General features: G+C 72.5%; 21 protein-coding genes. 12 read left to right on the forward strand and 9 right to left on the reverse strand.

Features of this window, described 5'->3' with window-relative positions:
* From cseB to ACH5AC_RS34215, 4 genes are all read right to left on the reverse strand, one after another.
* Complete coding sequence (gene cseB, locus ACH5AC_RS34200) at positions 1–702, reverse strand: two-component system response regulator CseB (protein ID WP_398866190.1); 702 nt, start codon at positions 700–702, stop codon at positions 1–3.
* Between the two features lie 229 nt (positions 703–931).
* The gene (locus ACH5AC_RS34205; protein ID WP_398866191.1) at positions 932–1597 is read right to left on the reverse strand and encodes a hypothetical protein; all 666 of its coding nucleotides are present in this window, start codon (positions 1595–1597) and stop codon (positions 932–934) included.
* Positions 1582–2124, reverse strand: coding sequence for a SigE family RNA polymerase sigma factor (locus ACH5AC_RS34210; RefSeq protein ID WP_398866192.1), 543 nt, complete (start codon positions 2122–2124; stop codon positions 1582–1584). The genes ACH5AC_RS34205 and ACH5AC_RS34210 overlap by 16 nt, the downstream gene beginning before the upstream one ends.
* 315 nt (positions 2125–2439) lie before the next feature.
* Positions 2440–3393, reverse strand: a complete 954-nt coding sequence (locus tag ACH5AC_RS34215; protein ID WP_398866193.1) for an A/G-specific adenine glycosylase — start codon at positions 3391–3393, stop codon at positions 2440–2442.
* A gap of 256 nt (positions 3394–3649) precedes the next feature.
* Here ACH5AC_RS34215 and ACH5AC_RS34220 point away from each other — a divergent pair, with 256 nt between their 5' ends.
* Positions 3650–4468, forward strand: coding sequence for a hypothetical protein (locus ACH5AC_RS34220; protein WP_398866194.1), 819 nt, complete (start codon positions 3650–3652; stop codon positions 4466–4468).
* Positions 4469–4547: 79 nt separating this feature from the next.
* Here the strand turns inward: ACH5AC_RS34220 and disA are convergent, their stop codons facing one another.
* Together disA and radA are read right to left on the reverse strand one after the other, a co-directional pair.
* Complete coding sequence (gene disA, locus ACH5AC_RS34225) at positions 4548–5672, reverse strand: DNA integrity scanning diadenylate cyclase DisA (RefSeq protein WP_398866195.1); 1125 nt, start codon at positions 5670–5672, stop codon at positions 4548–4550.
* 81 nt (positions 5673–5753) lie between these two features.
* Positions 5754–7163 carry a DNA repair protein RadA gene (gene radA, locus ACH5AC_RS34230; RefSeq protein ID WP_398866196.1) on the reverse strand — a complete coding sequence of 470 codons (1410 nt, stop codon included), beginning with the start codon at positions 7161–7163 and terminating at the stop codon, positions 5754–5756.
* Between the two features lie 334 nt (positions 7164–7497).
* Here radA and ACH5AC_RS34235 point away from each other — a divergent pair, with 334 nt between their 5' ends.
* Positions 7498–9291, forward strand: a complete 1794-nt coding sequence (locus tag ACH5AC_RS34235; protein ID WP_398866197.1) for a hypothetical protein — start codon at positions 7498–7500, stop codon at positions 9289–9291.
* Positions 9292–9316: 25 nt separating this feature from the next.
* On the opposite strand, the gene ACH5AC_RS34240 is transcribed toward ACH5AC_RS34235, so the two are convergent.
* The gene (locus ACH5AC_RS34240; RefSeq protein ID WP_398866198.1) at positions 9317–10198 is read right to left on the reverse strand and encodes a hypothetical protein; all 882 of its coding nucleotides are present in this window, start codon (positions 10196–10198) and stop codon (positions 9317–9319) included.
* A gap of 83 nt (positions 10199–10281) precedes the next feature.
* Between ACH5AC_RS34240 and ACH5AC_RS34245 the strand changes: the two genes are divergently transcribed.
* The 4 genes from ACH5AC_RS34245 (at position 10282) to ilvD (ending at position 15112) form a co-directional block, all read left to right on the forward strand.
* The gene (locus ACH5AC_RS34245) at positions 10282–11214 is read left to right on the forward strand and encodes a Ppx/GppA family phosphatase (RefSeq protein WP_398866199.1); all 933 of its coding nucleotides are present in this window, start codon (positions 10282–10284) and stop codon (positions 11212–11214) included.
* Positions 11215–11591: 377 nt separating this feature from the next.
* The gene (locus ACH5AC_RS34250; protein WP_398866200.1) at positions 11592–12416 is read left to right on the forward strand and encodes a sugar phosphate isomerase/epimerase family protein; all 825 of its coding nucleotides are present in this window, start codon (positions 11592–11594) and stop codon (positions 12414–12416) included.
* A complete protein-coding gene (locus tag ACH5AC_RS34255; RefSeq protein ID WP_398866201.1) occupies positions 12413–13060 on the forward strand; it encodes a TetR family transcriptional regulator in 648 nt (215 codons plus the stop codon). Before ACH5AC_RS34250 ends, ACH5AC_RS34255 begins: the two co-directional genes overlap by 4 nt.
* Positions 13061–13258: 198 nt before the next feature.
* Positions 13259–15112 (forward strand): dihydroxy-acid dehydratase, encoded by a 1854-nt coding sequence (ilvD, locus tag ACH5AC_RS34260; RefSeq protein WP_398866202.1) that lies wholly within the window; start codon positions 13259–13261, stop codon positions 15110–15112.
* 67 nt (positions 15113–15179) lie between these two features.
* Here ilvD and ACH5AC_RS34265 read toward each other — a convergent pair whose 3' ends face one another.
* Positions 15180–17333, reverse strand: a complete 2154-nt coding sequence (locus tag ACH5AC_RS34265) for a serine/threonine-protein kinase (protein WP_398866203.1) — start codon at positions 17331–17333, stop codon at positions 15180–15182.
* Between the two features lie 182 nt (positions 17334–17515).
* Between ACH5AC_RS34265 and ACH5AC_RS34270 the strand changes: the two genes are divergently transcribed.
* The 5 genes from ACH5AC_RS34270 (at position 17516) to proC (ending at position 21307) form a co-directional block, all read left to right on the forward strand.
* Positions 17516–17845, forward strand: a complete 330-nt coding sequence (locus tag ACH5AC_RS34270; RefSeq protein ID WP_398866204.1) for an SH3 domain-containing protein — start codon at positions 17516–17518, stop codon at positions 17843–17845.
* A gap of 61 nt (positions 17846–17906) precedes the next feature.
* Positions 17907–18425: an EamA/RhaT family transporter gene (locus ACH5AC_RS34275; protein WP_398866205.1), complete on the forward strand. Its 519-nt coding sequence runs from the start codon at positions 17907–17909 to the stop codon at positions 18423–18425.
* 345 nt (positions 18426–18770) lie between these two features.
* Entirely contained in the window at positions 18771–19604 is an 834-nt protein-coding gene (locus tag ACH5AC_RS34280) for an ABC transporter ATP-binding protein (RefSeq protein WP_398866206.1), read from the forward strand.
* Entirely contained in the window at positions 19601–20395 is a 795-nt protein-coding gene (locus tag ACH5AC_RS34285; RefSeq protein ID WP_398866207.1) for an ABC transporter permease, read from the forward strand. Before ACH5AC_RS34280 ends, ACH5AC_RS34285 begins: the two co-directional genes overlap by 4 nt.
* A gap of 99 nt (positions 20396–20494) precedes the next feature.
* Positions 20495–21307 carry a pyrroline-5-carboxylate reductase gene (gene proC, locus ACH5AC_RS34290; protein WP_398866208.1) on the forward strand — a complete coding sequence of 271 codons (813 nt, stop codon included), beginning with the start codon at positions 20495–20497 and terminating at the stop codon, positions 21305–21307.
* Between the two features lie 21 nt (positions 21308–21328).
* Here proC and ACH5AC_RS34295 read toward each other — a convergent pair whose 3' ends face one another.
* Positions 21329–21913: a cysteine hydrolase family protein gene (locus ACH5AC_RS34295; RefSeq protein WP_398866213.1), complete on the reverse strand. Its 585-nt coding sequence runs from the start codon at positions 21911–21913 to the stop codon at positions 21329–21331.
* A gap of 76 nt (positions 21914–21989) precedes the next feature.
* Between ACH5AC_RS34295 and ACH5AC_RS34300 the strand changes: the two genes are divergently transcribed.
* The gene (locus ACH5AC_RS34300; protein ID WP_398866209.1) at positions 21990–22994 is read left to right on the forward strand and encodes a GlxA family transcriptional regulator; all 1005 of its coding nucleotides are present in this window, start codon (positions 21990–21992) and stop codon (positions 22992–22994) included.
* Positions 22995–23281 lie beyond the last annotated feature (287 nt).

Below are 23281 nucleotides of genomic sequence, written 5' to 3' on the forward strand. Positions count from 1 at the left end.
CTAGGCCCTGAGCTTGTAGCCGAAGCCACGGACCGTCTCGATGCGGTCCTGGCCGATCTTCGTCCGCAGCCGCTGGACATGGACGTCGACCACGCGGGTGTCGCCTCCCCAGCCGTAGTCCCACACGCGCTCCAGGAGCTTGTCGCGGGAGAGCACGGTGCCCGGGGCGGAGGAGAACTCCAGCAGCAGGCGCATCTCGGTCGGCGTCAGCGCCACGGGCCGGCCGGCCCTGCGCACCTCCATGCCCTCGGTGTCGACCTCCAGGTCCCCGAAGGTCAGCACCCCGCCGGTGGCCGCGGGGCCCGGCTCGGAGCGGTCACCGCCGCCCGCGTGCCCGAAGCGGCGCAGCACCGCCCGGATGCGGGCGACCAGCACGGCGCCGTCGAACGGCTTGGTCACGTAGTCGTCGGCGCCCGCCTCCAGGCCGAGCACGACATCGATGGAGTCGGCACGCGCCGACAGCATGATCACCGGCACGGTCGACTCGTCGCGGATGCGCCGGCACAGGCTCACGCCGTCCAGCCCGGGGACCATGACGTCCAGCAGTGCGATGTCGGGCCGGTTCGCCCGGAACGCCTCCAGCCCCGACAGCCCGTCGGGCATGGCGGTGACCGCGAAGCCGTCCCGCTCCAGGGCGAGCTGGGTGGCCTCGCGGATGACGTCGTCGTCCTCGACGAACAGGACGTGGGTCTGGTCTGCCATCCCGGTGCTCTCAGTCCTTGTGGTGGGTGGTGGGTCGTAGGGGTGCCACGCGGGTCGTACGGGTGTCGCGGGGCCTGTGCGGGTGCGTGCCCCTGGTGGGGACGCCCGCGGCGGGCGATGCGTTCACCTCCGTGCCGCCTTCGGGCCCTCACAGCCTTTATCGTTCGGGCGGTCCGATCGGTTCACGCGCCGCCGGGGATTTTCTTCGAGCCCGGTCTCCGCCCGCCGCTCAGCCGCCCTCGGGCACGGGCGTCGGCTCCTCGCCGGTGACGCTGCCGTAGTCGGTGTGCTCCTTGAACTTCTCCACGAAGCGGTCATCGGTCCACCGATACGTGAGCACGTTCTCCCCGGACGGGTCGGAGACCGGGTCGTCCCTGTCGTAGAGCTGCTTGGACACCACCAGGTAGCCGCGCTCCATCTCCGCGTAGACCGGGGGTTCCTCGGCCTTGAACACGTTCTCGTACCGGCCGTTGTGCTGACGGTACACATAGACCCCCACCCCGACCGCGTCGCTGCACGTCAACACGTTCACCACGATGTCGCTCACGGGCCCGCCGGTCAGGTCGCCGTACTGCACGTCGACCGGGTACTTGTCGGCGACGCAGGGCTTCAGCCCGCGTTTGACCTCCGCCGACACCGCCGGGTCGTCCTGGACGAGCCGGACGGCGTCCACCTGGTCCCCGACGGAGTTCTCGGAGTACGCGGAGGGAGCCGAGGGCGTGGTACCGGCGACCGGCTCGGCGTGCGCCGGGCCCTCGTCACGGGCACCGGTGCCCCCGGTGGCGCACGCGGAGACGAAAAGGGCGAGGGCGGTGAGCACGGCCGCCGCCGTGATCACCGCCGGAAAGCTCCCTCGGGCCGGTGTGGGCCCGGCCTCGGTCAGGCCGCCACGCAACGCTCCCGCTCCTCACGCTCCAGCGCGCGTGCGTCGAGATCGCGAGCCTCCAGCTCCTCGCGGAGCCGGGCGAGCGCCCGGTGCAGCGTGCTCTTGACCGTTCCGGCCGACATGCCGAGGGCGGCGGCCGTCTCCTCCGTGGACATCTGCTCCCAGTGTCGCAGCACGACGACGCTGCGCTGTTTCGGCGCCAGCACCTTCATCGCGTCCATCAGCAGGGCGCGGTCCGCGTGCTGCTGGGTGGAGTCCTCCACCGAGGCGTCCGGGAGCTGCTCGGTGGGCACCTCCTCCAGCTTGCGCGCCCGCCACCACTCGGTCCGCGTGTTGATCATGACGCGGCGCAGATAGGCGTCGGCGAGCCGCTTGTCCGCGATGCCCTCCCAGCGGCCGTACGTCCGCGCCAGCGCGGTCTGCAGCAGGTCCTGCGCGTCGACCGGGTCCGGGACCAGCCGACGGGCACTGCGCAGCAGCGCGTCCTGCCGAGTGCGGACGTACTCCTCGAACTCCAGCACCTCGCCCTGCGCCATGATCAACCGCCTCCGCTTCCCCGTGGATTCCCCGTGCCGGCCGGGTGTTCCCGCTGCCGGTGTCCTGCCTGTGGTCCGTAGCCCAGCGCCCCCGTCGGGCACGGAAATGAAGCTACGGAGGAGTTGTCACGGGGCTGTCCGAAGCAGCCTGCGGCCAGCGCTCAGCTGTCCGTCGGTTGTGTAACGAAGATCGGAATGGGGTATAGGGGCGGACCGGAATGTGGCGCCATGAGGCGATTTTTCCATCCGGGTGAGTGTGACGGAGGCCGTGCTCCTGTGATGTGGCTGTGTGTCAGCGGTGGATGTGGTGCCGCGTCAGGTCAGCGGCAGTCGGTACAGGCCGCCCGGCAGCGGCTCCACCAGACCGTCCGCGACGAGTCCGTCCAGCGCCCGGGCGCGCTGCACCGGCTCGTGCCACACGCGGTCCAGCGCGGACTGCGGCACGGGCGCGTGGGCGTCGCGCAGTACGGCGAGCAGCCTGCCCCGCACCTGACGGTCCGTGCCCGCGTACGTCTGCGCACGGCGCGGCGGACCCTCGTGCTCCGGCTTGCCCGCGAGCCGCCAGGCGCACTGGGCGGCGATCGGGCAGCGGTGGCAGCCCTCGTTCTTCGCGGTGCACACCAGCGCGCCGAGCTCCATGGACGCCGCGGCCCACCGGGCGGCCGTCTGCTCCTCCTCGGGGAGGAGCGCGCGGGCCAACCTGCGCTCGGCGGCCGTGGTGGCGTTCGGCGGATACTGCACCCCGGCCACCGCGCGCGCGAAGACCCGGCGCACATTGGTGTCCAGGACCGCGTGCCGCTGCCCGTACGCGAAGGAGGCGACCGCCGCGGCCGTGTACTCGCCGATGCCGGGCAGCGCCAGCAGTTGCGCGTGGTCCGCCGGCACGTCACCGCCGTGCCGCTCCGTTATGGCCACCGCGGCGCCGTGCAGACGCAGGGCGCGGCGCGGATAGCCGAGCCGTCCCCACGCGCGTACGGCCTCCCCGGGGGCCTCCACGGCCAGGTCGGCGGGGCGGGGCCAGCGGGCCAGCCACTGCTCGTAGACCGGCAGGACGCGGTTGACCGGCGTCTGCTGGAGCATGAACTCGCTGACCATCACGCCCCAGGCGCCGGCCTCGGGGCGCCGCCAGGGCAGGTCGCGGGCGTTCTCCTCGAACCAGTCGAGGACGGGGGAGTGCAGGTGCGCCCCGGACCGCGTCGGCTCGACGGGGGCCGGGGCGGGGACGGCGTCGGCGGGAGTGCTGTGCGGAAGCTTCGTGGGCGCAGTCATGGCCCTTTGATCCTGCCACGGCAGGGGGTGCACACGTGCGTACCGTCACCCGACGGGGTGGGCGTCGCCCGTCGCGCCGCCGATCACGGAGTGTGCGCGGCGGGCCGTCGTCGTCACCGCGCGCAGTCAAGTGATCGGGCGGGCGGCGGGAGAGAGGGCCGACACGACCGGGACCAGGATGATGATCCGCAAAAGTTGTGGTTCCCGGCGGCGGGTGGGGACAGCGAACGGCACGATCTCTCGTACAGTTTGCGCCGTGGGATCTCTGCGCAATCCGGTCGGGCCGCTTCCCTCCTCCATCTACTGGCGTCGGAGGGCCGTACTGCTGTCCGTGCTGGCCCTGTTGGCGTTGCTGCTCACATGGATCGTCACCTCGGGCGGCGGGGGCGGCAAGAACAACGCGGGCGGCTCCAACGGCAAGAATCCCGCGTCCTCGATCACGCCGGGGCCCTCCGGTTCGGGTACGGCCATCACCCAACACCCGGGCGGGCGTGACGAGTCGAGCGACGAGGAGACCGGCGGGTCCGGGACCGGCTCCGGCGACGGTGCCGGTACGGGCGGCTCCGCGGGGAGTGACGACGGCAAGGGGCACGCCTCCGCGGGTACCGGCTCCGGCAGCGGCCTCGGCGGCGGCGCCGGTTCGAGCGGCGCCCTGCCGGCCGGCACCCCGCTGCCCAACTGCACCGCCAGCGTGGTGACGCTGACGCTGAGCAGCGTCCGCAACGAGTACTCGCCCGACCAGACGCCCACCTTCCGGCTGACCGCCAAGAACAGCTCCACGAGCGACTGCAAGGTCGATCTCGGCCCGAAGAACGCCATATTGACGATCACTCAGACCGGCGAGGACGACACCTACTGGTCGTCGGCCGACTGCCCCGAGGCGTCCGGCAGCGCCCTGTACCGGGTGCCGGGCGGCGGCACCTTCACCTACACCGTGAAGTGGGACCGCAAGCCGAGCGCACCCGAGTGCGCGACGCCTCCGGCGGGCTCGGCCGGCGCCGGCACGTACCTGGTGGAGGCCAAGGCGCCCGGCTTCGAGGACGCGCGGACGTCGTTCGTGCTGAAGGCCGACTGAGGCCCGACCGAGGCCGGTCCGAACGGGGCCGAACGGGTCTGATGAGTCTGGTCGGGGCTGAACGGCTGAGCGCCGGGGGCTAGACGTACCGTTCGAGGATCGACGACTCCGCCAGCCGGGACAGGCCCTCGCGGACGCTGCGCGCGCGGGCCTCGCCGACGCCGTCCACCGTCTGGAGGTCGTCGACACTGGCGGCGAGCAGCTTCTGCAGGCCGCCGAAGTGCTCCACCAGACGGTCGATGATCGCGCCGGGCAGCCGGGGCACCTTGGCCAGCAGCCGGAAACCGCGCGGGGAGACCGCCGAGTCGAGCGCCTCGGGGGACCCGGTGTAGCCCAGCGCACGCGCCACCGTGGACAGCTCCAGCAGCTCGGCATGGGTGAGCGCGTCCAGCTCGGACAGCGCCTCCTCGACGGTACGGGACCGTTTCGCCGTCGGCTCGGGGACGTAGTCCCGTACGACCAGCTCCCGCTCGGGCTCCACGCCCGCGATCAGCTCGTCGAGCTGGAGGGCGAGCAGCCGGCCGTCGGTGCCCAGCTCGACCACGTACTCCGCGATCTCGGTGGCGATACGGCGGACCATCTCCAGGCGCTGCGCCACCGCGGAGACGTCCCGGACCGTCACCAGGTCCTCGATCTCCAGCGCTGACAACGTTCCCGCGACCTCGTCCAGGCGGAGCTTGTAGCGCTCCAGGGTCGCCAGGGCCTGGTTCGCGCGGGACAGGATCGCCGCCGAGTCCTCCAGGACGCGGCGCTGGCCGTCGACGTAGAGGGCGATCAGCCGCATGGACTGGGAGACGGAGACGACGGGGAAGCCGACCTGCTTGCTGACCCGGTCCGCCGTACGGTGCCGGGTGCCCGTCTCCTCCGTGGGGATCGTCGGGTCCGGGACGAGCTGGACGCCCGCGCGCAGGATCTTCGACAGGTCGGAGGAGAGGACGATGCCGCCGTCCAGCTTGCACAGCTCACGCAGCCGGGTCGCCGTGAACTCCACGTCCAGGACGAAACCGCCCGTGCACATCGCCTCGACGGTCCTGTCCGAGCCCAGCACGATGAGACCGCCGGTGTTGCCGCGCAGGACCCGCTCAAGGCCGTCACGCAGGGCCGTACCGGGTGCCACAGCGCTCAGGGAGGCGCGCATCAGGCCATCGGAACCGGCGCTCCCACCGGACTTGCCGGGAGCCGCCGCCCGGTCGTTGGCTGCCACTGCACTCCTCCGGTCGCAGGTTCTGGGGCGCTCCCGTTTCGCGCACTCGGTTCGTACGGACGGGCGAGACCAGGGCAAAGTCTACCGGCGGTCCTCCGTCTCCCGTGGGGCCTCTCGACGACGCGCGCGCGGCAGGACCCGCAGCGCGTCCCCTATGTCGGCGACTTCCAGGACCTTCATGCCGGGCGGGACCTTGCCCGGATCGCCCGGCACGAGCGCGTGCGTGAAGCCCAGACGGTGCGCCTCGGCGAGCCGGCGCTGCACGCCCGTGACGCGTCTGACCTCGCCCGCGAGGCCCACCTCGCCGATCGCGACGAGGTTCTTCGGCAGCGGGGTGTCGCTGGCGGCGGAGGCCAGCGCGAGCGCGACCGCGAGGTCGGCGGCCGGCTCCGACAACTTCACGCCGCCCACCGTCGCCGAGTAGATGTCCCGCTTGCCGAGGGCACTGATGCGGCCGCGCTGCTCCAGGACGGCGAGCATCATCGACACCCTGGACGTCTCCAGGCCGGACGTCGTGCGGCGCGGGGAGGGGATCTGCGAGTCGACCGTGAGCGCCTGCACCTCCGCGACCAGGGGGCGGCGACCCTCCAGGGTGACGGTCAGGCAGGTGCCCGGGACCGGTTCGGCGCGACGGGTCAGGAAGAGGCCGCTGGGGTCGGCGAGGCCCGTGATGCCCTCGTCGTGCAGCTCGAAGCAGCCGACCTCGTCGGTGGCGCCGTAGCGGTTCTTGACGCCGCGCACCAGGCGCAGGCGCGCGTGCCGGTCGCCCTCGAAGTGCAGGACGACGTCCACGAGGTGCTCCAGCAGGCGCGGGCCGGCGATCGCGCCGTCCTTGGTGACATGGCCCACCAGGAGTGTGGACATCCCGCGCTCCTTGGAGGCGCGGATCAGGGCGCCGGCCACCTCGCGGACCTGGGCCATACCGCCGGGCGCGCCGTCGATCTCCGGGGAGGCGACCGTCTGCACCGAGTCGAGGATCAGCAGGGACGGCTTGACCGCGTCCAGGTGGCCCAGGACGGCGGCCAGGTCGGTCTCCGCCGCGAGGTACAGGTGGTCGTCGAGGGCGCCGATGCGGTCGGCGCGCAGGCGGACCTGGCTCGCGGACTCCTCACCCGTGACATAGAGCGTGCGGTGCTCGTCGCTCGCCGACTTCGCGGCCACGTCGAGGAGGAGCGTGGACTTGCCGACGCCGGGCTCGCCGGCGAGCAGGACGACCGCGCCGGGGACCAGGCCGCCGCCGAGTACGCGGTCCAGCTCGGGGACGCCGGTGGAGCGGGCGGTGGCCTGGCGGCCGTCGACCTGGCCGATGGGGAGGGCGGAGGTGGTGACGCGGCCCGGCGCCGTCGTACGGACCGCGGGCGTGCCGTACTCCTCGACCGTGCCCCATGCCTGGCATTCGGGGCAGCGGCCGAGCCACTTGGCCGTCTGCCAGCCGCATTCCGTGCAGCGGTAGGAGGGGCGGTCCTTGGTGGTCTTGGTACGGGCAGCCATGGGGAAACCGTAGCGGCCGGGTGTGACAGCGGGTGCGGTGGCGGTACGGCGGTGGGGTGGGCGTCGGTTCCGGGGCGCGGCCCGGGCCGGTGCGGGGCCGGGTGGGTGCGCGGCCCGGCGCGACGGGGCGCCGCTGCCCCGGCGATCATCTGTGACGGGCCGCACCTCGCGCAGGCCGCCTCGGTCGCAGCTGTGCTGAATCGGCCACGTCTCGGCACGAACGAGCCAGCGAAGCCGGGCTCCTGTCCCCTTATGAGGGATCGTTTCACCCGTACGGATTAAAACGGCTCAAGCGGCGGGAAGAGGGTGTTCCCGGCCGCCTACGGTCGCACGGGTGATGAGCAGCAGCCCGGAGACCTCGACCCGCATGACCGGCGCACACCGGGCGCACCGGGAGGCGCGGGACCGCGCCGCGGCGCGCACGCCGGCGCAGCGCACGCCCGCGCGCTACGAGCCGTACCTCGACGGCCTGTTCACCTACTGCCTGTCGGTGCTGTGCGACCACGACGCGGCCATTGCCGCGCTCGGGGACGTCCTCGCGCTCGCCGAACGGCGTGGGCACCGCGTCCCGGAAGCCGCCGGGGACCGCAGGGCCTGGCTGTACGCGCTGGCCCGCTGGGCCTGTCTGCGCAAGCTGGCCGAGGCCAAGCAGAAACGTCATCCCTCGCACGCCGGGGGCGGCCGGAACGGTGCCCGTCGGCAGTCGGCGGCACAGCCCGCAGCCCCGCCCGTCGCCGAGGAGGTACAGGAGCAGCGGCGGCGCGAACTCGCCCTGCTGGCCTGGCCGGAGGCGGCCGGCACCAGCCCCGAGCAGCGGGAGGCGCTCGAACTCGCCGTGCGCCACCACCTCGCCGCCCAGGAGATCGCCGCCGTCCTCGGCATGGACCAGGCCACCGCCCGCGAACTCCTCGCCTCCGCCGCCTGCGAGGTCGAGCGCACGCGCGCGGCGCTCGCCGTCGTCGAGACCGGTGGCTGCCCCGGCGTGGCCCGTCTCACCGGCGACCAGCAGCTGGTCCTCAGCTCCGCCCTGCGCCGCGAACTCGTCCGGCACGTCGACGACTGCCCGCGCTGCCGCCGCGCCGCCGGCCGCGCGGGGCCCGGCCGCTGGCCCGGCGACACGGTCACGCCCGCCGAACTGCCCGTCCTGGAGGCGCCCCGCGCGGCCCTGCACGCCGCCATGGCGCACCTCCCGCGCGTGCGCGGGGCGGCCGCGCCCCGCTTCGACCGGCGCGGCTTCCCGATGGACCCCAAGGACCACGCGGCCCGCCGCGACCGCATCCGCGCGCGTGCCGTCACGACGACCGTCGTCGCCACCGTCGTCGCCGCGCCCGTCCTCGCCCTGTGGGCCGCCTACCGGGGCGCGCCGACCGCCGAGGGCGGCGACGGCCGCTCCGCCAGCGCCAGCGAGGCGCGCGGCCCCGACAGCCTCGACAGTGAACAGGCCGGCGGCTACGAGAACACCGGGAACTCCAGCACCCGCCTCGGCGCCGGCCTCGGCGACAGGGAGCCCGACGTCTCCGTGGAGGTCATCAGTGTCCCGGGCGCCGACGAGAAGGGCGCCGGGCGCCTCACCGTGACCGCCCACAGCAGCGGCGACACCACGCTGATCACCCTCACGGCGTCCCGGGGCGGTAAGGGGCCGGTCCGCTGGTCGGCGACCACCGGCGACGCCTGGCTCTACCTGAGCCGCTCCTCGGGCACCCTCATGCCCGGCGAGTCGGTGACCATCCGGGCGTACGTCGACCAGCTGCGCGAACCCGCCGGGCACTGGCACGCGCGCGTGGCGATCGCCCCGGCGGGCGCCGTCGTCTCGATCACGGGGCACGGTGCCGCGCCGGCCCCGGCCGACCCGAGGCCGACCGACTCCGGCCCCGGCACCCCCAGACCCGGCCGGCCCGGCCCCGGAACCGGCAGCCCCGACGTTCCCCCCTGGCCGTCCGACCCGGAGCCGACGCCCCCGGCCGACCCACCGCCGACGTCCGATCCCACGCCCGGCGACCCACCGCCGACGTCCGACCCCGAGCCGTCGCCCACCGACCCGTCCCCGTCCGACCCGGCGGGCTCCTCGCCCCCGCCCGACGGCAGCACCGAGCCCAACGCGTCGTCCCCGGCCGAGCCGTCCCCGTAGAGGCGTGCGGCCGGGCCGGAGGGGATCAGTCCGTGGGGTCCGCCGGGTGAGGTGCCAGCAGGGGGAGCCGGGACGCCAGGCGCTCCTCGCACAGCTCGACCAGACGGTCGTAGCCCGCCTTGCCCATCAGCTCGGTCAGCTCCGCGCGGTAGGAGACGTACACCGGGTCGCCCGCGCCGTGCGCCGAGGTCGCCGAGGTGCACCACCAGTGCAGGTCGTGGCCGCCCGGGCCCCAGCCGCGGCGGTCGTACTCACCGATCGACACCTGCAGTACGCGCGTGTCGTCGGGCCGGTCGATCCAGTCGAACGTCCGCCGGATCGGCAGCTGCCAGCAGACGTCCGGCTTGGTCTCCAGCGGCTCCCGGCCCTCCTTCAGGGCGAGGATGTGCAGCGAGCAGCCCGCGCCGCCGGCGAAGCCGGGGCGGTTCTGGAAGATGCAGGAGCCCTTGTACGGCCGGGTCTGGCGGGAGCCTTCGTCGTCCTCGGAGACCCAGCCGGACCGTGTGCCCTCGTCGTGGTGCTGCCAGATCTCCGGGGTGAGCCGCGCCACATGCTCGGCGACGCGCTTCTCGTCGTCCTCGTCGGAGAAGTGGGCGCCCAGACTGCAGCACCCGTCGTCCGCGCGGCCCGCCTGGATGCCCTGGCAGCCACTGCCGAAGATGCAGTTCCACCGAGAGGTCAGCCATGTCAGATCACAGCGGAACACCTGCTCGTCGTCCGCCGGATCCGGGAACTCCACCCACGCGCGCGCGAAGTCGAGGCCCGTCTCGTCGGCCTTCTGCTCGGCCTTCGGCTGGGCCTTCTTCGGTGACTTCGCCTGCGAGGGAACCTTGGACGATTTGGTCGCCTTGTCGGTCTTCGCCGTCTTGGGCGTCTTTTCGTCCTTCGCCTTTTTCGTCTTTGGCACGCGTCCAGGGTAAGTCGCCCGGATCCCTTCCCGGCACCGCACGGAGGTCTGAGGACAGCGCCGCTGGCAGTAGCGTTCCCTACATGAGACTCGGTGTCCTCGACGTGGGATCGAACACGGTGCATCTGCTGGTGGTGGATGCGCACCCAGGCGCGCGCCCGCTGCCCGCGCACTCGCACAAGGTGGAGCTGCGCCTTGCGCAACTGCTCGACGACGGCGGCGCGATCGGCCCCGAGGGCGTCGACAAACTGATCACCGTAGTCCACGAGGCGCTCCAGGCCGCCGAGGACAAGGGCGTCGAGGACCTGCTGCCGTTCGCGACCTCCGCGGTGCGGGAGGCGACCAACGCCGATGACGTCCTCACGCGCGTGAAGACCGAGACCGGGGTCGAGCTCCAGGTCCTCACCGGTGCGGAGGAGGCCCGGCTCACCTTCCTCGCCGCACGCCGCTGGTTCGGCTGGTCGGCCGGCAAGCTGCTCGTCCTGGACATCGGCGGCGGCTCCCTGGAGATCGCCTACGGCATCGACGAGGAGCCCGACGCGGCGGTGTCCCTGCCGCTCGGCGCGGGCCGCCTCACGGCCGGCTGGCTGCCCGGGGACCCGCCCGAGCCCGACGACGTACGGGCGCTACGACGGCATGTGCGCGCCCAGATCGCCCGTACGGTCGGTGAGTTCAGCCGCTTCGGCGCGCCGGACCACGTCGTCGCCACCTCGAAGACCTTCCGGCAGCTCGCCCGTATCGCCGGGGCCGCGCGCTCCGCCGAGGGCCTGTACATCCAGCGCGAACTCAAGCGGGAGTCCCTCGAAGCCTGGGTACCGCGCCTGGCCGGCATGACCGCCGACCAGCGCGCCGAACTCCCCGGCGTCTCCGAGGGCCGCGCGGGCCAGCTGCTCGCCGGGGCGCTGGTCGCCGAGGGCGCGATGGATCTGTTCGGCGTGGAGACGCTGGAGATCTGCCCCTGGGCGCTGCGGGAGGGCGTGATCCTGCGGAGGCTGGACCACATGGTGACGGGCTGATCGGGCTCTGGGGTTCTTGGGCCTCCGGGCCTCACAGGACCTTGGGCGTCCCGTGCCTCTTGGGTGTCCCGTGCCTCTTGGGCATCCGGCGCCCCACCCCACCGCGTGAAGTGCGCCACCCGTCACCCCCGAGGCCCCTCCCCAAGGCCACCCCCGAGCCCTCCCCACCCAACCACCCGGCCGCCTCCCCCAACCCCCCACCATCGACGCGACGCGAGCCCCCACCCCCGCCCTCACCGGCGCTGATGACCGCCCACGGTCAACAAACGCCCAGGCGACGAACCGGCCACGCACGGGTGGCCGATTGCCGTAGCCCCACACCGCGCCCTCCGCAACCGGCTCCCCGGCCCCCAGCGCGGGCCCGTACGCTGTCCCTCGTGGCAGAACCAGTGGTGCGCATCCCGGATGCGAAGGTCGCGCTGTCGACGGCCTCTGTGTATCCGGAGTCGACGGCGACGGCCTTCGAGATCGCCGCGCGCCTCGGGTACGACGGTGTCGAGGTCATGGTCTGGAACGACCCGGTCAGTCAGGACATCGACGCCCTGCGCCGCCTCAGCGACTACCACCGCATCCCGATCCTGGCTGTGCACGCGCCCTGTCTGCTCATCACGCAGCGGGTCTGGTCCACCGACCCCTGGACGAAGCTGCGGCGCGCCCGCGCCGCCGCCGAGAAGCTCGGCGCGACCACGGTCGTCGTCCACCCGCCCTTCCGCTGGCAGCGCCAGTACGCGCGCGACTTCGTGCAGGGCATCTGGCGCATGGCGAACGAGACGGATGTGCGGTTCGCGGTGGAGAACATGTACCCCTGGCGCTACCGCGACCGCGAGATGCTCGCCTACGCGCCCGACTGGGACGTGACCAAGGACGACTACCGGCACTTCACGATCGATCTCAGCCATGCGGCGACCGCCCGTACGGACGCGTTGCACATGGTCGACCGCATGGGGGAGCGGCTCGGCCACGTCCACCTGGCCGACGGCATGGGTTCCAACAAGGACGAGCACCTCGTGCCCGGCCGCGGCACCCAGCCCTGCGCCGAGCTGCTGGAGCGGCTCGCCCTGACCGGCTTCGACGGGCATGTCGTCATCGAGGTCAACACCCGGCGCGCGATGTCCGGCGCCGAACGCGAGGCCGACCTGGCCGAAGCACTGGCCTTCACCCGACTGCACCTGGCCTCGACAGCGCAGGTCCCCCGGCGGTGACCGACGTGCAGCCCCCACAGGGCCCCACGCCGGGCCCCGCCTCCGAGCCCCGCCCCCGCCGACGCGGCCGCCCCCGCCGCACCGAACCCGCCGACACCCGGGACCGCATCCTCGAAACGGCCCGCGCGGAGTTCTCCCGGCACGGCTACGACAAGACGTCCGTCCGGGGCATCGCGAAGGCCGCCGGAGTCGACTCGGCCCTCGTGCACCACTACTTCGGCACCAAGGAGGGCGTCTTCGAGGCGGCCGTGGAAGTCGCCTTCGCGCCCGCGCTGCACGCGCCGGACACCATCGCCGAGGGCCCGCTGGACGGGGTCGGCGAGCGGTTCGCCCGGTTCGTCTTCGGCGTCTGGGAGAACCCCACCACCCGTACACCCCTGCTGGCGATCCTGCGTTCCGCGGTGAACAACGAGACCGCCGCCGCCGTCTTCCGCCACCTGGTCGCCTCCCAGCTGCTGCGCCGCGTCGCCGGTCAGCTGGACGTGCCGGACGCGGAGCTGCGCGCCGAGCTGGCGGCCGCGCAGCTCGTCGGGTGCGCGATGATGCGGTACGTGATCAAACTGGAGCCGCTGGCCTCGGCGGACATCGAACAGATCATCGCGCGCGTGGCCCCGGTGGTGCAGGGCCACCTCACCGGCCGCTGATACCTCGCCCGCCCCGAACCCCGCCCCCAAATCCTGCCCCCGACTCCCGCCCCGACCCCCGCCCCCGCCCCCGAGACAACCGTCCCGCATACCGGACATCCCGTCCCGCCCCCTGGATGACCGGCGTACGCTCGACTCCAGTCAGAAATCTCTGGCAGCCCAGTCTTCTGGCAGCCCAGTCCAAAGGAGCGAGCGACGATGCCCGAGCTGAGGTCCCGCACAGTCACCCACGGCCGCAACATGGCGGGCGCCCGCGCCCTTATGCGCGCCTCCGGTGTACCCGGTGCGGACATCGGCCGGAAGCCCATCATCGCGGTGGCGAACAGCTTCACCGAGTTCGTCCCCGGCCACACCCACCTCCAGCCGGTCGGCCGGATCGTCAGCGAGGCGATCACCGAGGCGGGCGGCATCCCGCGTGAGTTCAACACGATCGCCGTGGACGACGGCATCGCGATGGGCCACGGCGGAATGCTCTACTCCCTGCCCTCCCGCGACCTGATCGCGGACAGCGTCGAGTACATGGTCGAGGCGCACTGCGCCGACGCCCTGGTCTGCATCTCCAACTGCGACAAGATCACCCCGGGCATGCTCATGGCGGCCCTGCGCCTGAACATCCCCACCGTCTTCGTCTCCGGCGGCCCGATGGAGGCCGGCCGCGCCACGCTCGTCGACGGCACGGTCCGCACGCTCGACCTGGTCGACGCGATCTCCGACGCCGTGAACGACAAGATCTCGGACGAGGACATCCTCCGCATCGAGGAGAACGCCTGCCCGACCTGCGGCAGCTGCTCCGGCATGTTCACCGCCAACTCGATGAACTGCCTGACCGAGGCGATCGGCCTCTCCCTCCCCGGCAACGGTTCGGTCCTGGCCACCCACACGGCCCGCCGGCAGCTCTACGTCGACGCCGCCCGCACGGTCATGGACATCACCCGCCGCCACTACGAGCAGGACGACGACACGGTCCTGCCGCGCTCCATCGCGACCTTCGCGGCGTTCGAGAACGCCATGGCGCTCGACATCGCGATGGGCGGCTCCACGAACACGATCCTGCACCTGCTGGCGGCGGCCCAGGAGGCGGGCGTCCCGTTCGGCCTGGAGCAGATCGACGCCGTCTCCCGCCGCGTCCCCTGCCTGGCGAAGGTCGCGCCCAACGTGGCCAAGACCCGCACGTACTACATGGAGGACGTGCACCGCGCCGGCGGCATCCCCGCGCTCCTCGGCGAACTGCACCGCGCCGGCCTGCTGAACGAGGACGTGCACGCCGTGCACAGCCCGTCCCTCGCCGACTGGCTGAAGACCTGGGACGTGCGCGGCGGCTCCCCGTCCCCCGAGGCCGTCGAGCTGTGGCACGCGGCGCCCGGCTGCGTCCGCTCGGCGGAGGCGTTCTCCCAGTCGGAGCGCTGGGAGGCCCTCGACGACGACGCCGAGAACGGCTGCATCCGCAGCGTCGAACACGCGTACTCCAAGGACGGCGGCCTCGCGGTCCTCCGGGGCAACCTGGCGGTCGACGGCTGCGTGGTGAAGACCGCCGGCGTCGACGAGTCGATCTGGACCTTCGAGGGCCCGGCGGTCGTCTGTGAGTCGCAGGAGGAGGCCGTCGAGAAGATCCTCAACAAGCAGGTCACCGACGGCGACGTCGTCGTCATCCGCTACGAGGGCCCCAAGGGCGGCCCCGGCATGCAGGAGATGCTCTACCCGACGTCCTTCCTGAAGGGCCGCGGCCTCGGCAAGACCTGCGCGCTGATCACCGACGGCCGCTTCTCCGGCGGCACCTCCGGCCTGTCCATCGGCCACGCCTCGCCCGAGGCGGCGTCCGGCGGCACCATCGCCCTCGTCGAGGACGGCGACCGCATCCGCATCGACATCCCGAACCGCTCGATCGACCTGCTCGTCGACGACACGGAGCTGGCCCGCCGCGAGCAGGCGCTCGGCGGCACGTACGCCCCGAAGAACCGCGAACGCAAGGTCTCCGCCGCCCTGCGCGCCTACGCCGCCATGGCGACCAGCGCCGACAAGGGCGCGGTGCGGGACGTCTCCAAGCTCGGCTGACAGCCGTAGTACGACGACGAGGGGCCGCCTCCCCACCGGAGCCGGCCCCTCTCCACGTCACGCCACGTCACCAGTCGCCGGGATTCCGCCCGTCCACCGCGAACACGGTCCCGTCGGGCGCCCCGGCATGGACCCGCTCCCCGACGACCACCGGAGCCGGCAGAGAGTCCGCCACACGGTCGCTGTTCGCGCCGAGCCGGGGCCGCGTCTGCCCGAGGAGCCGCCCGTCGCGCGCGTCCACGGCGAGCAGCCGCCCGTCCGGGGCCGTGAGATACACGTGGTCACCCGAGCGGACCGGCGCCGACCCCCGGGTCACGGCCGTCTCCAGATGCCACAGCCGCTTCCCCGCACCCGTGTCGAACGCCTCCAACGACCCACCCGTGGCCAGCAGATAGACGACCCCGCCCCGCACACCGGCCACCGGGTCCGGCCGGGACACCGGCAGCGCCACCCGGCGGGACGCCCCGGACCCGGGCTCGTACCGGACGACCGCGTCGGTGAACCCCGTGTTCCGGTCGAGCGAGAGGAAGAACAGCGCCCCGTCCTCGCTGCCGACGGGCTTCAGCGTGCCGCTCAGCTCCGCATGCCACCGTACGGACCCGGTGTCCGGATCCACGGCCGTGACCTTGGTGGTTCCCGTGTCGGACACGCCGACCGCATACGCCAGGGCATCCCCGGCGAAGGAGCAGAAGGTCGGCGCGCCGTCGTGGCCCGGGATCCGGTGCCGCCACTTCTCCTCGCCGGTCGCGCTGTCCAGGCCCGTGACGGTCCCGTCGGCGGCGGTGACCATCAGCATGCCGCCGACGGCCCGCATCCCGATGTGCGCGGGCATGCCCTGCTCCCAGCGCGCCTCGCCCGTGCCGGGGTCGAGCGCCTCCAGCCGCCCGCCGTGGTCCGCCAGCGGCTGCACGAGACCCCCGGACAGCAGCGGTGGCTCACGCCGGTACGACGCCGTCACCGGGTGCCGCCACAGCACCTCGCCGTCGGACGGATCGAGGGCGAAGACGACGTCCGACTGGGCGCACAGCAGCTTCTGCGCCCCGTACGAGCACTGCGGCAGGGACGCCGCCCCGGACACGGAACCCGCCTCCCACCCCTCGAACGCGGCCGACGCACCTGGATCCGCCACTCCCGACGCGGGCGGGCCGTCCAGCAGCCGGACCGAGCCGAAGACCCCTCCGGCGACCAGCACCAGCGCCCCGGTCACCAGGGCCACCCGCCCGGCCGTCCGCCGCCGGGGACGCGGCGTGTGCGCACCGCCGTCCGACGCCACACCACGCTCGAGCGCCGCACTGTCCGCCGCCCCACCGCTGTCCGCCGCCGCGCCGTCGCCGACCGCCACACCGGCGCCGTCCGTCCGCTGCGCGGGTATGAACGCCTGGGTGTCGTACGACGCCGCCACCGACCGCAGTTCGCGCATCAGCTCGTCCGGTGTGGGCCTTTCCTCGGGCTCCTTGGCGAGGCAGCGCAGCACCAGCGGGGCGAGGTTCTGCGGTACGTCGGCCAGGTCGGGCTCGTCGTGCACGACCTGGTAGGCGACGACGTACGGGCTGTCGGAGTCGAACGGCCCCCGCCCGGTCGCCGCGTGCACCATGACCGACCCCAGCGCGAAGATGTCGGCGGCGGGACCCACCTCACGCGGCCGCCGGAACTGCTCCGGCGCCATGAAGGGCGGCGTGCCGATCAGCTTGCCGGTCTCGGTGCGCAGCTCGCTGTCCTTCGGCCGGGAGATGCCGAAGTCGATCACCTTCGGCCCGTCCTCGGCGAGCAGCACGTTGCTCGGTTTCAGATCGCGGTGCACGACCCCGACCCGGTGGATGTCGCGCAGCGCCTCGGCGAGCCCGGCCATCAGCCGCCGCACCTCACCCGGAGCCATGGGTCCGTTCCGCTTCACATGGTCGGAGAGCGTCGGGCCGGGGATGAACTGGGTGGCCATCCAGGGCCGTTCGGCCTCCGGATCGGCGTCGACGACGGGCGCGGTGAAGGCCCCGCTGACCCGGCGCGCGGCGGCCACCTCCTGCCGGAAACGGCCTCTGAACTCGGGATCCCTGGCGAACTCGGCGTGTACGACCTTCACCGCGAGCTTCATGCCGGAGGTGCTCCGGGCCAGGTGGACCACGCCCATGCCGCCCGAGCCCAGACAGGACTCCAGGAGGTAGTGGCCGGCGTATTCGGGAAGTTCCGCTTCCGCGCCCGCCCCGGTGTTGCGCCGTGGCGCCATGGACCACCCCCGTGCTGTTCGTTCGCGCGCGCGACGCACGGAGCCTAGTCGATGACTCGTACGAGACCGACACGACTTGCTAGCCTCCGCGTACGAGTTGCGTACATGTGTTTCATGTCGCGTTTCAGGGGAATCACCGTGGCCCCATGACACTCATGGGGCGCGAGGGGGGGAGAACAACCATGTCTGTTGACCGTGTCGAGGAGACCGCCGGCAGCGGTGAGGCGTCGGAGGCCCTGGAAACGGCGTCGGCGGTGGCCGTGACGTTCTACCCGATCGCTCCGGGCGTCCGGCTGAACGTCCGCGGCGGCCCGGGCACGAACTACAGCATCGTCCGCGTCCTGCCCGAGGGCTCCAAGGTCCCGATCTACTGCCAGACGACGGGCACCAACGTGTCGGGCTACTACGGCACCTCCAACATCTGGGACAACATCGCCAGCGGCGAGTTCGTCTCCGACGCCTACGTGCGCACCGGCAGCGACGGCTTCGTCGCCTCACGCTGCGTCTCCTGAGCGCGGCAGGTCCCGCCGCCCCGCCCGCGGGCCCGCCCTCGTCCGGCGCCATAATCGTCCCGTGAGCGACGAGAACGGCACCTCGGACACCCGGGCGGGCTCCCAGGGCGGCGACACCTCGGGCCCCCGCCCCGAGCCACTCCGCTTCTTCGGCACCAGCTGGGTGAACCACGACAGCGGCTATCCGGCCCGGCGCGCCGGCGTGGCCGTCGGCTCCCTCGCCGCCGCCGTGGCCGCCTGCCTCGTCCTGCGCTTCGCCTACGAGGGTCTGGCGATCGCCGACATCGGCGACTTCGTGACCGTCCTGATGGTCGCCATGTTCGCGATCTGCAGCGCGCTCGCCTTCCGCCACACCTGGGACGGCTTCACCCGGCGCCACGACCCCGACCGCCAGGCGTCCCTGCGCGGCCTGCTGGCCATCGGCTTCGTCGGCACCCTCCTCGCCTACTTCGTCCGCTCGCTCACCGAGGCCCCCGGCGAGAAGCTCCACCGCCAGGAGTACGAGAGGGCCCTCAAGCAACACGAGAAGCGCACCTCCCGCCGCACAGGCAACCCGTCGAAAAAGCGCCGCCGCTCCTAGGCGCCCTTCTCACCCACGCCCCGTCCTGGCACGGGACCGAGCCCGCCCACGCCGACCCGACAGGCTCGTCCACTTCACCGGCCGCCGGGTACACCTGCCCGGCGAGCATCCCCTGCACGACGGCCACCGACACCGCCGGGGAACCACCGTCCCCGAGCTGCACCGGTACCCCGAGCACCCTCGATGCCGTAGCCGTGGACGGCCTCGTGGTCCAGGACTGTCAGCCCCGCCGCCGGACCGCTCGCCGGGCGATGACGCATGACGGCAGCACCTCCGCGCCGACGGCGCGCCCACGCCGACCACAGCACTTGACGTCACCCCCCACTCAGGGAATTTAATCATCACATGATGAATTCGCGCCCGCCCGACGAGCCCGACGAGTCCACCCCCGTCCCCACACCGAACGCCGCCCCCGCCACCCCCGCCGTCCGAGCCGAGGACCTCACCGTCGTCCGCGGGCCCCGCACCGTCCTCCGCCACCTCGCCTTCACCGTCCCGCGCGGACAGATCACCGGCCTGCTCGGCCCCTCCGGCTGCGGAAAATCCACCCTCATGCGCTCCATCGTCGGCACCCAGGCCAAGGTCACCGGCACCCTCGACGTCCTCGGCCGCCCGGCCGGCCACCCCACCCTGCGCACCCGCATCGGCTACGTCACCCAGGCCCCGTCCGTCTACGACGACCTGACGATCCGCCAGAACCTCGACTACTTCGCCGCGATCCTCTTCCCGGGCGCCTCCACCGCCGACCGCCGCCACGACGTCGACCGCGTCCTCACCGAGGTCGACCTCACCTCCCACCACGACGCCCTCGCCGGTCACCTCTCCGGCGGCCAGCGCAGCCGCGTCTCCCTCGCCGTCGCCCTCCTCGGCACCCCCGAACTGCTCGTCCTCGACGAACCGACCGTCGGCCTCGACCCCGTCCTGCGCCGCGACCTCTGGAACCTCTTCCACCACCTCGCCGCCACCCGCGGCGCCACCCTCCTGATCTCCTCCCACGTCATGGACGAGGCCGAACGCTGCCACCGCCTCCTCCTCATGCGCGAAGGCGAGATCCTCGCCGACGACACCCCCGACGCCCTGCGCACCCGCACCGGCACCGACACGGTCGAGGCGGCCTTCCTCCACCTCGTCGACCAGGCGGCGACCAGCGCGAAGGACGCGAAGGAGAAGACCCCATGAGCACGCCCACCACCACCCACCCGGCACCCCCCACCGCCGGCCCCGCCCGCGCCCTGCACCCCTCCCGCACCCTCGCCACAGCCGCCCGCGTCCTGCGCCAACTCCGGCACGACCCACGGACGATCGCCCTGATGCTCCTCGTCCCCTGCCTCCTGCTGACCCTCCTGCGCTACGTCTTCGACGGCAGCCCCCGCACCTTCGACAGCATCGGCGCCTCCCTCCTCGGGATCTTCCCCCTGATCACCATGTTCCTGGTGACCTCCATCGCCACCCTGCGCGAACGCACCTCCGGCACCCTCGAACGCCTCCTCGCCATGCCCCTCGGCAAGGGCGACCTCATCGCCGGCTACGCCCTCGCCTTCGGCACCCTCGCGATCATCCAGTCCGCCCTCGCCACCGGCCTCGCCCTCTGGGTCCTCGGCCTGGACGTCACCGGCTCCCCCTGGCTCCTCCTCCTGGTCGCCCTCCTCGACGCCCTGCTCGGCACCGCCCTCGGCCTGTTCGTCTCGGCCTTCGCCGCCTCCGAGTTCCAAGCCGTCCAGTTCATGCCGGCGGTGATCCTCCCCCAGCTCCTGCTGTGCGGCCTGTTCACCCCCCGCGACAAGATGCACCCCGTCCTGGAGGCCATCTCCGACGTCCTCCCCATGTCCTACGCGGTCGACGGCATGAACGAAGTCCTCGAACACACCGACATGACCGCCGCCTTCGTACGCGACACCCTGGTCGTCGTCGGCTGCGCCCTGCTGGTCCTGTGCCTCGGAGCAGCCACCCTGCGCCGCCGCACCACCTGACACCCACACGTCCGCCCACCGGACACCCACCCCCCACCCCACCCCTCGGTGCGAGGATGAACCCGGACGACGCGCACACCCCCGGAGGACACCCCAGCCATGACACAGAAAGTCGCAGTCCTCGGCACCGGCAAGATCGGCGAAGCCCTGCTCAGCGGAATGATCCGAGCAGGCTGGGCCCCTGCCGACCTCCTGGTCACCGCCCGCCGCCCCGAGCGCGCCGAGGAACTCCACGCCCGCTACGGCGTCACCCCGGTCAGCAACCCCGAGGCCGCCAAGACCGCCGACACCCTCATCCTCACGGTCAAACCGCAGGACATGGGCGCCCTCCTCGACGAACTCGCCCCACACGTCCCCGCCGACCGCCTCGTCATCAGCGGCGCCGCCGGCATCACCACCGCCTTCATCGAGGAACGCCTCACCGCCGGCACCCCGGTCGTCCGCGTCATGACGAACACCCCCGCCCTCGTCGACGAGGCCATGTCCGTCATCTCCGCCGGCAGCCACGCCAACGGCGAACACCTCGCCCACGCCGAGGAGATCTTCGGCGCCGTCGGCAAGACCCTGCGCGTCCCCGAGTCCCAGCAGGACGCCTGCACCGCCCTCTCCGGCTCCGGCCCGGCCTACTTCTTCTACCTGGTAGAAGCCATGACCGACGCCGGCATCCTCCTCGGCCTGCCCCGCGACAAGGCCCACGACCTGATCGTCCAGTCCGCGATCGGCGCCGCGACGATGCTCCGCGACAGCGGCGAACACCCCGTCAAGCTCCGCGAGAACGTCACCTCCCCCGCCGGCACCACCATCAGCGCCATCCGCGAACTCGAGAACCACGGCGTACGAGCCGCCCTCATCGCCGCCCTCGAAGCCGCCCGCGACCGCAGCCGCCAACTCGCCTCCGGCAAGAAGGACTGACCCGGCCCTCCCCGGGGGCGGTCACTTCGCCGCGGCCACCACCTCCTCGGAGGTCACCACCCGCGCGAACCCGCCCCCGTGCAGCGACACGGCCGTCGCCTGCGCCAACTCCTCCGCCGTCCGCCGCCAGCCGAACGGCCCCGCAAGATCGAACGTATGCGTGGCATCCAGCGGAACCACCACGTCGTACCCCAGATTCCCTCCCATCCGCGCGGTCGTCTCCACGCACATATTGGTCTGGATCCCGACCACCACGATCTGCGAGACCCCCTGCGCCCTCAGCCAGGCGTCCAGATCCGGCGTCCCGTAGAACGCCGAGTTCACCGTCTTCGTGACCAGCAGCTCCGGCCCCGCACCCTTGCCGCGCCGCCGCTCCACGTACTCCTTGAAATCATTGTCCCCCTGCCCCGGCCGCAACGGCGACCGAGCCTTCGTCGAGTCATGCCGCACGAAGACGACCGGCCGACCCGACCCCTGCCATACGTCGACGAGGGCGGCGATGTTCTCATCGGCCCCCGGATTGTTCCGCCGCCCCCAGAACCCGGCCTCCTCGAAGCCCTTCTGCACATCGACGACCACCAGCACTGCGTTCTCCGCGATCTCCATAACCACGATGCTGCCGCCGACCACGCCCCCGCCCCCAGAGGTACCGAAGACAGCGATCGATGGTTTACTGCCACCCGTGGCCGCCCCGTACCGCGTCGCCCTCGTCGCCTTCCCCGGCATCCGCGCCTTCGACGTCTCCGTCATCACCGAGGTCTGGGGCACCGACCGGACCGATCGCGGCGCCCCCGCCTTCGACCTGCGCCGCGTAGCCACCGACCGCACCACTGCCATTCCCATGCGCGGCGGCCTCAGCCTCCAGCCCGACCGCGTCCTCACCTGGCTCACCCGCGCCGACCTGATCGTCGTCCCCGGACTCGACGACCACCTCACCCCCGCGCCCGCCCCCGTCCTCGACGCCCTCCGCCACGCCCACGCCCGCGGCACACCCATCGCCGCCCTCTGCGGCGGCGCCTTCACCCTCGCCCAGGCCGGCCTCCTCGACGGCCGCCGCGCCATCACCCACTGGAGACTGATCAGCCTCCTACGCACCCACCACCCCCACATCGACATCGTCCCCGACGCCCTCTTCATCGAGGACGACAACATCTGGACCGCCGCCGGCACCGCGGCCGGCATCGACCTCTGCCTCCACCTCGTCCGCCGCACCCACGGCGCCGAAGCCGCCGCCACCATCGCCCGCTCCATGGTCACCGCCCCCTTCCGCACCGGCACCCAGGCCCAGTTCATCGAACACCCCACGCCCCGCACCGACCGGGACGCCGACACCCTCGCCGCCGTACGCGAGCACGCCCTGCGCCACCTCAACCAACCGCTCACCGTCGCCGATCTCGCCGCCCACGCCGGTATGTCCCCGCGCACCTTCGCCCGCCGCTTCACCGCCGAGACCGGCACGACCCCGCTCCGCTGGCTCCTCGACCAGCGCCTGGCCGCCGCCCAGAAACTCCTCGAACGCACCGACCTCCCCATGCCCGAGGTCGCCCGCCGAGCCGGCTTCGGCAGCGAGGTCACGATGCGCCAGCACTTCGCAACCCGCCTCGCCACCAGCCCCCGCGCCTACCGCGCCGCCTTCACCACCGTGGTGCCGGGGGCGCCGGTTGACACAGGCGAGCGGGCTACGTAGTGTTCTCCGGGTTGTCCGACGTGAGCGCCGACTGCGGTCGGTCCCCGGACAACCATTCCGCAAGTACCATCCAGCAATCGGCGACACGTTCGCCGTGTGCTTTGGCGTGCGTATTTGCGAAATGAGGAATCCGCGTTCGAGAGGACGCAGCCCCGATTAGCTCGGGGCCCGGGAATCCGCTAAAGTCTCACTCGTCGGAACGGCCCAACAGCCGGGAAGGCAAACCCCCCTGACTGGGAATCAGACGCCGAGAGGATCTGATAGAGTCGGAACCGCCGGAAGGGAAA

The organism is Streptomyces sp. NPDC018693 (assembly GCF_044391385.1).
Lineage (GTDB): Bacteria > Actinomycetota > Actinomycetes > Streptomycetales > Streptomycetaceae > Streptomyces.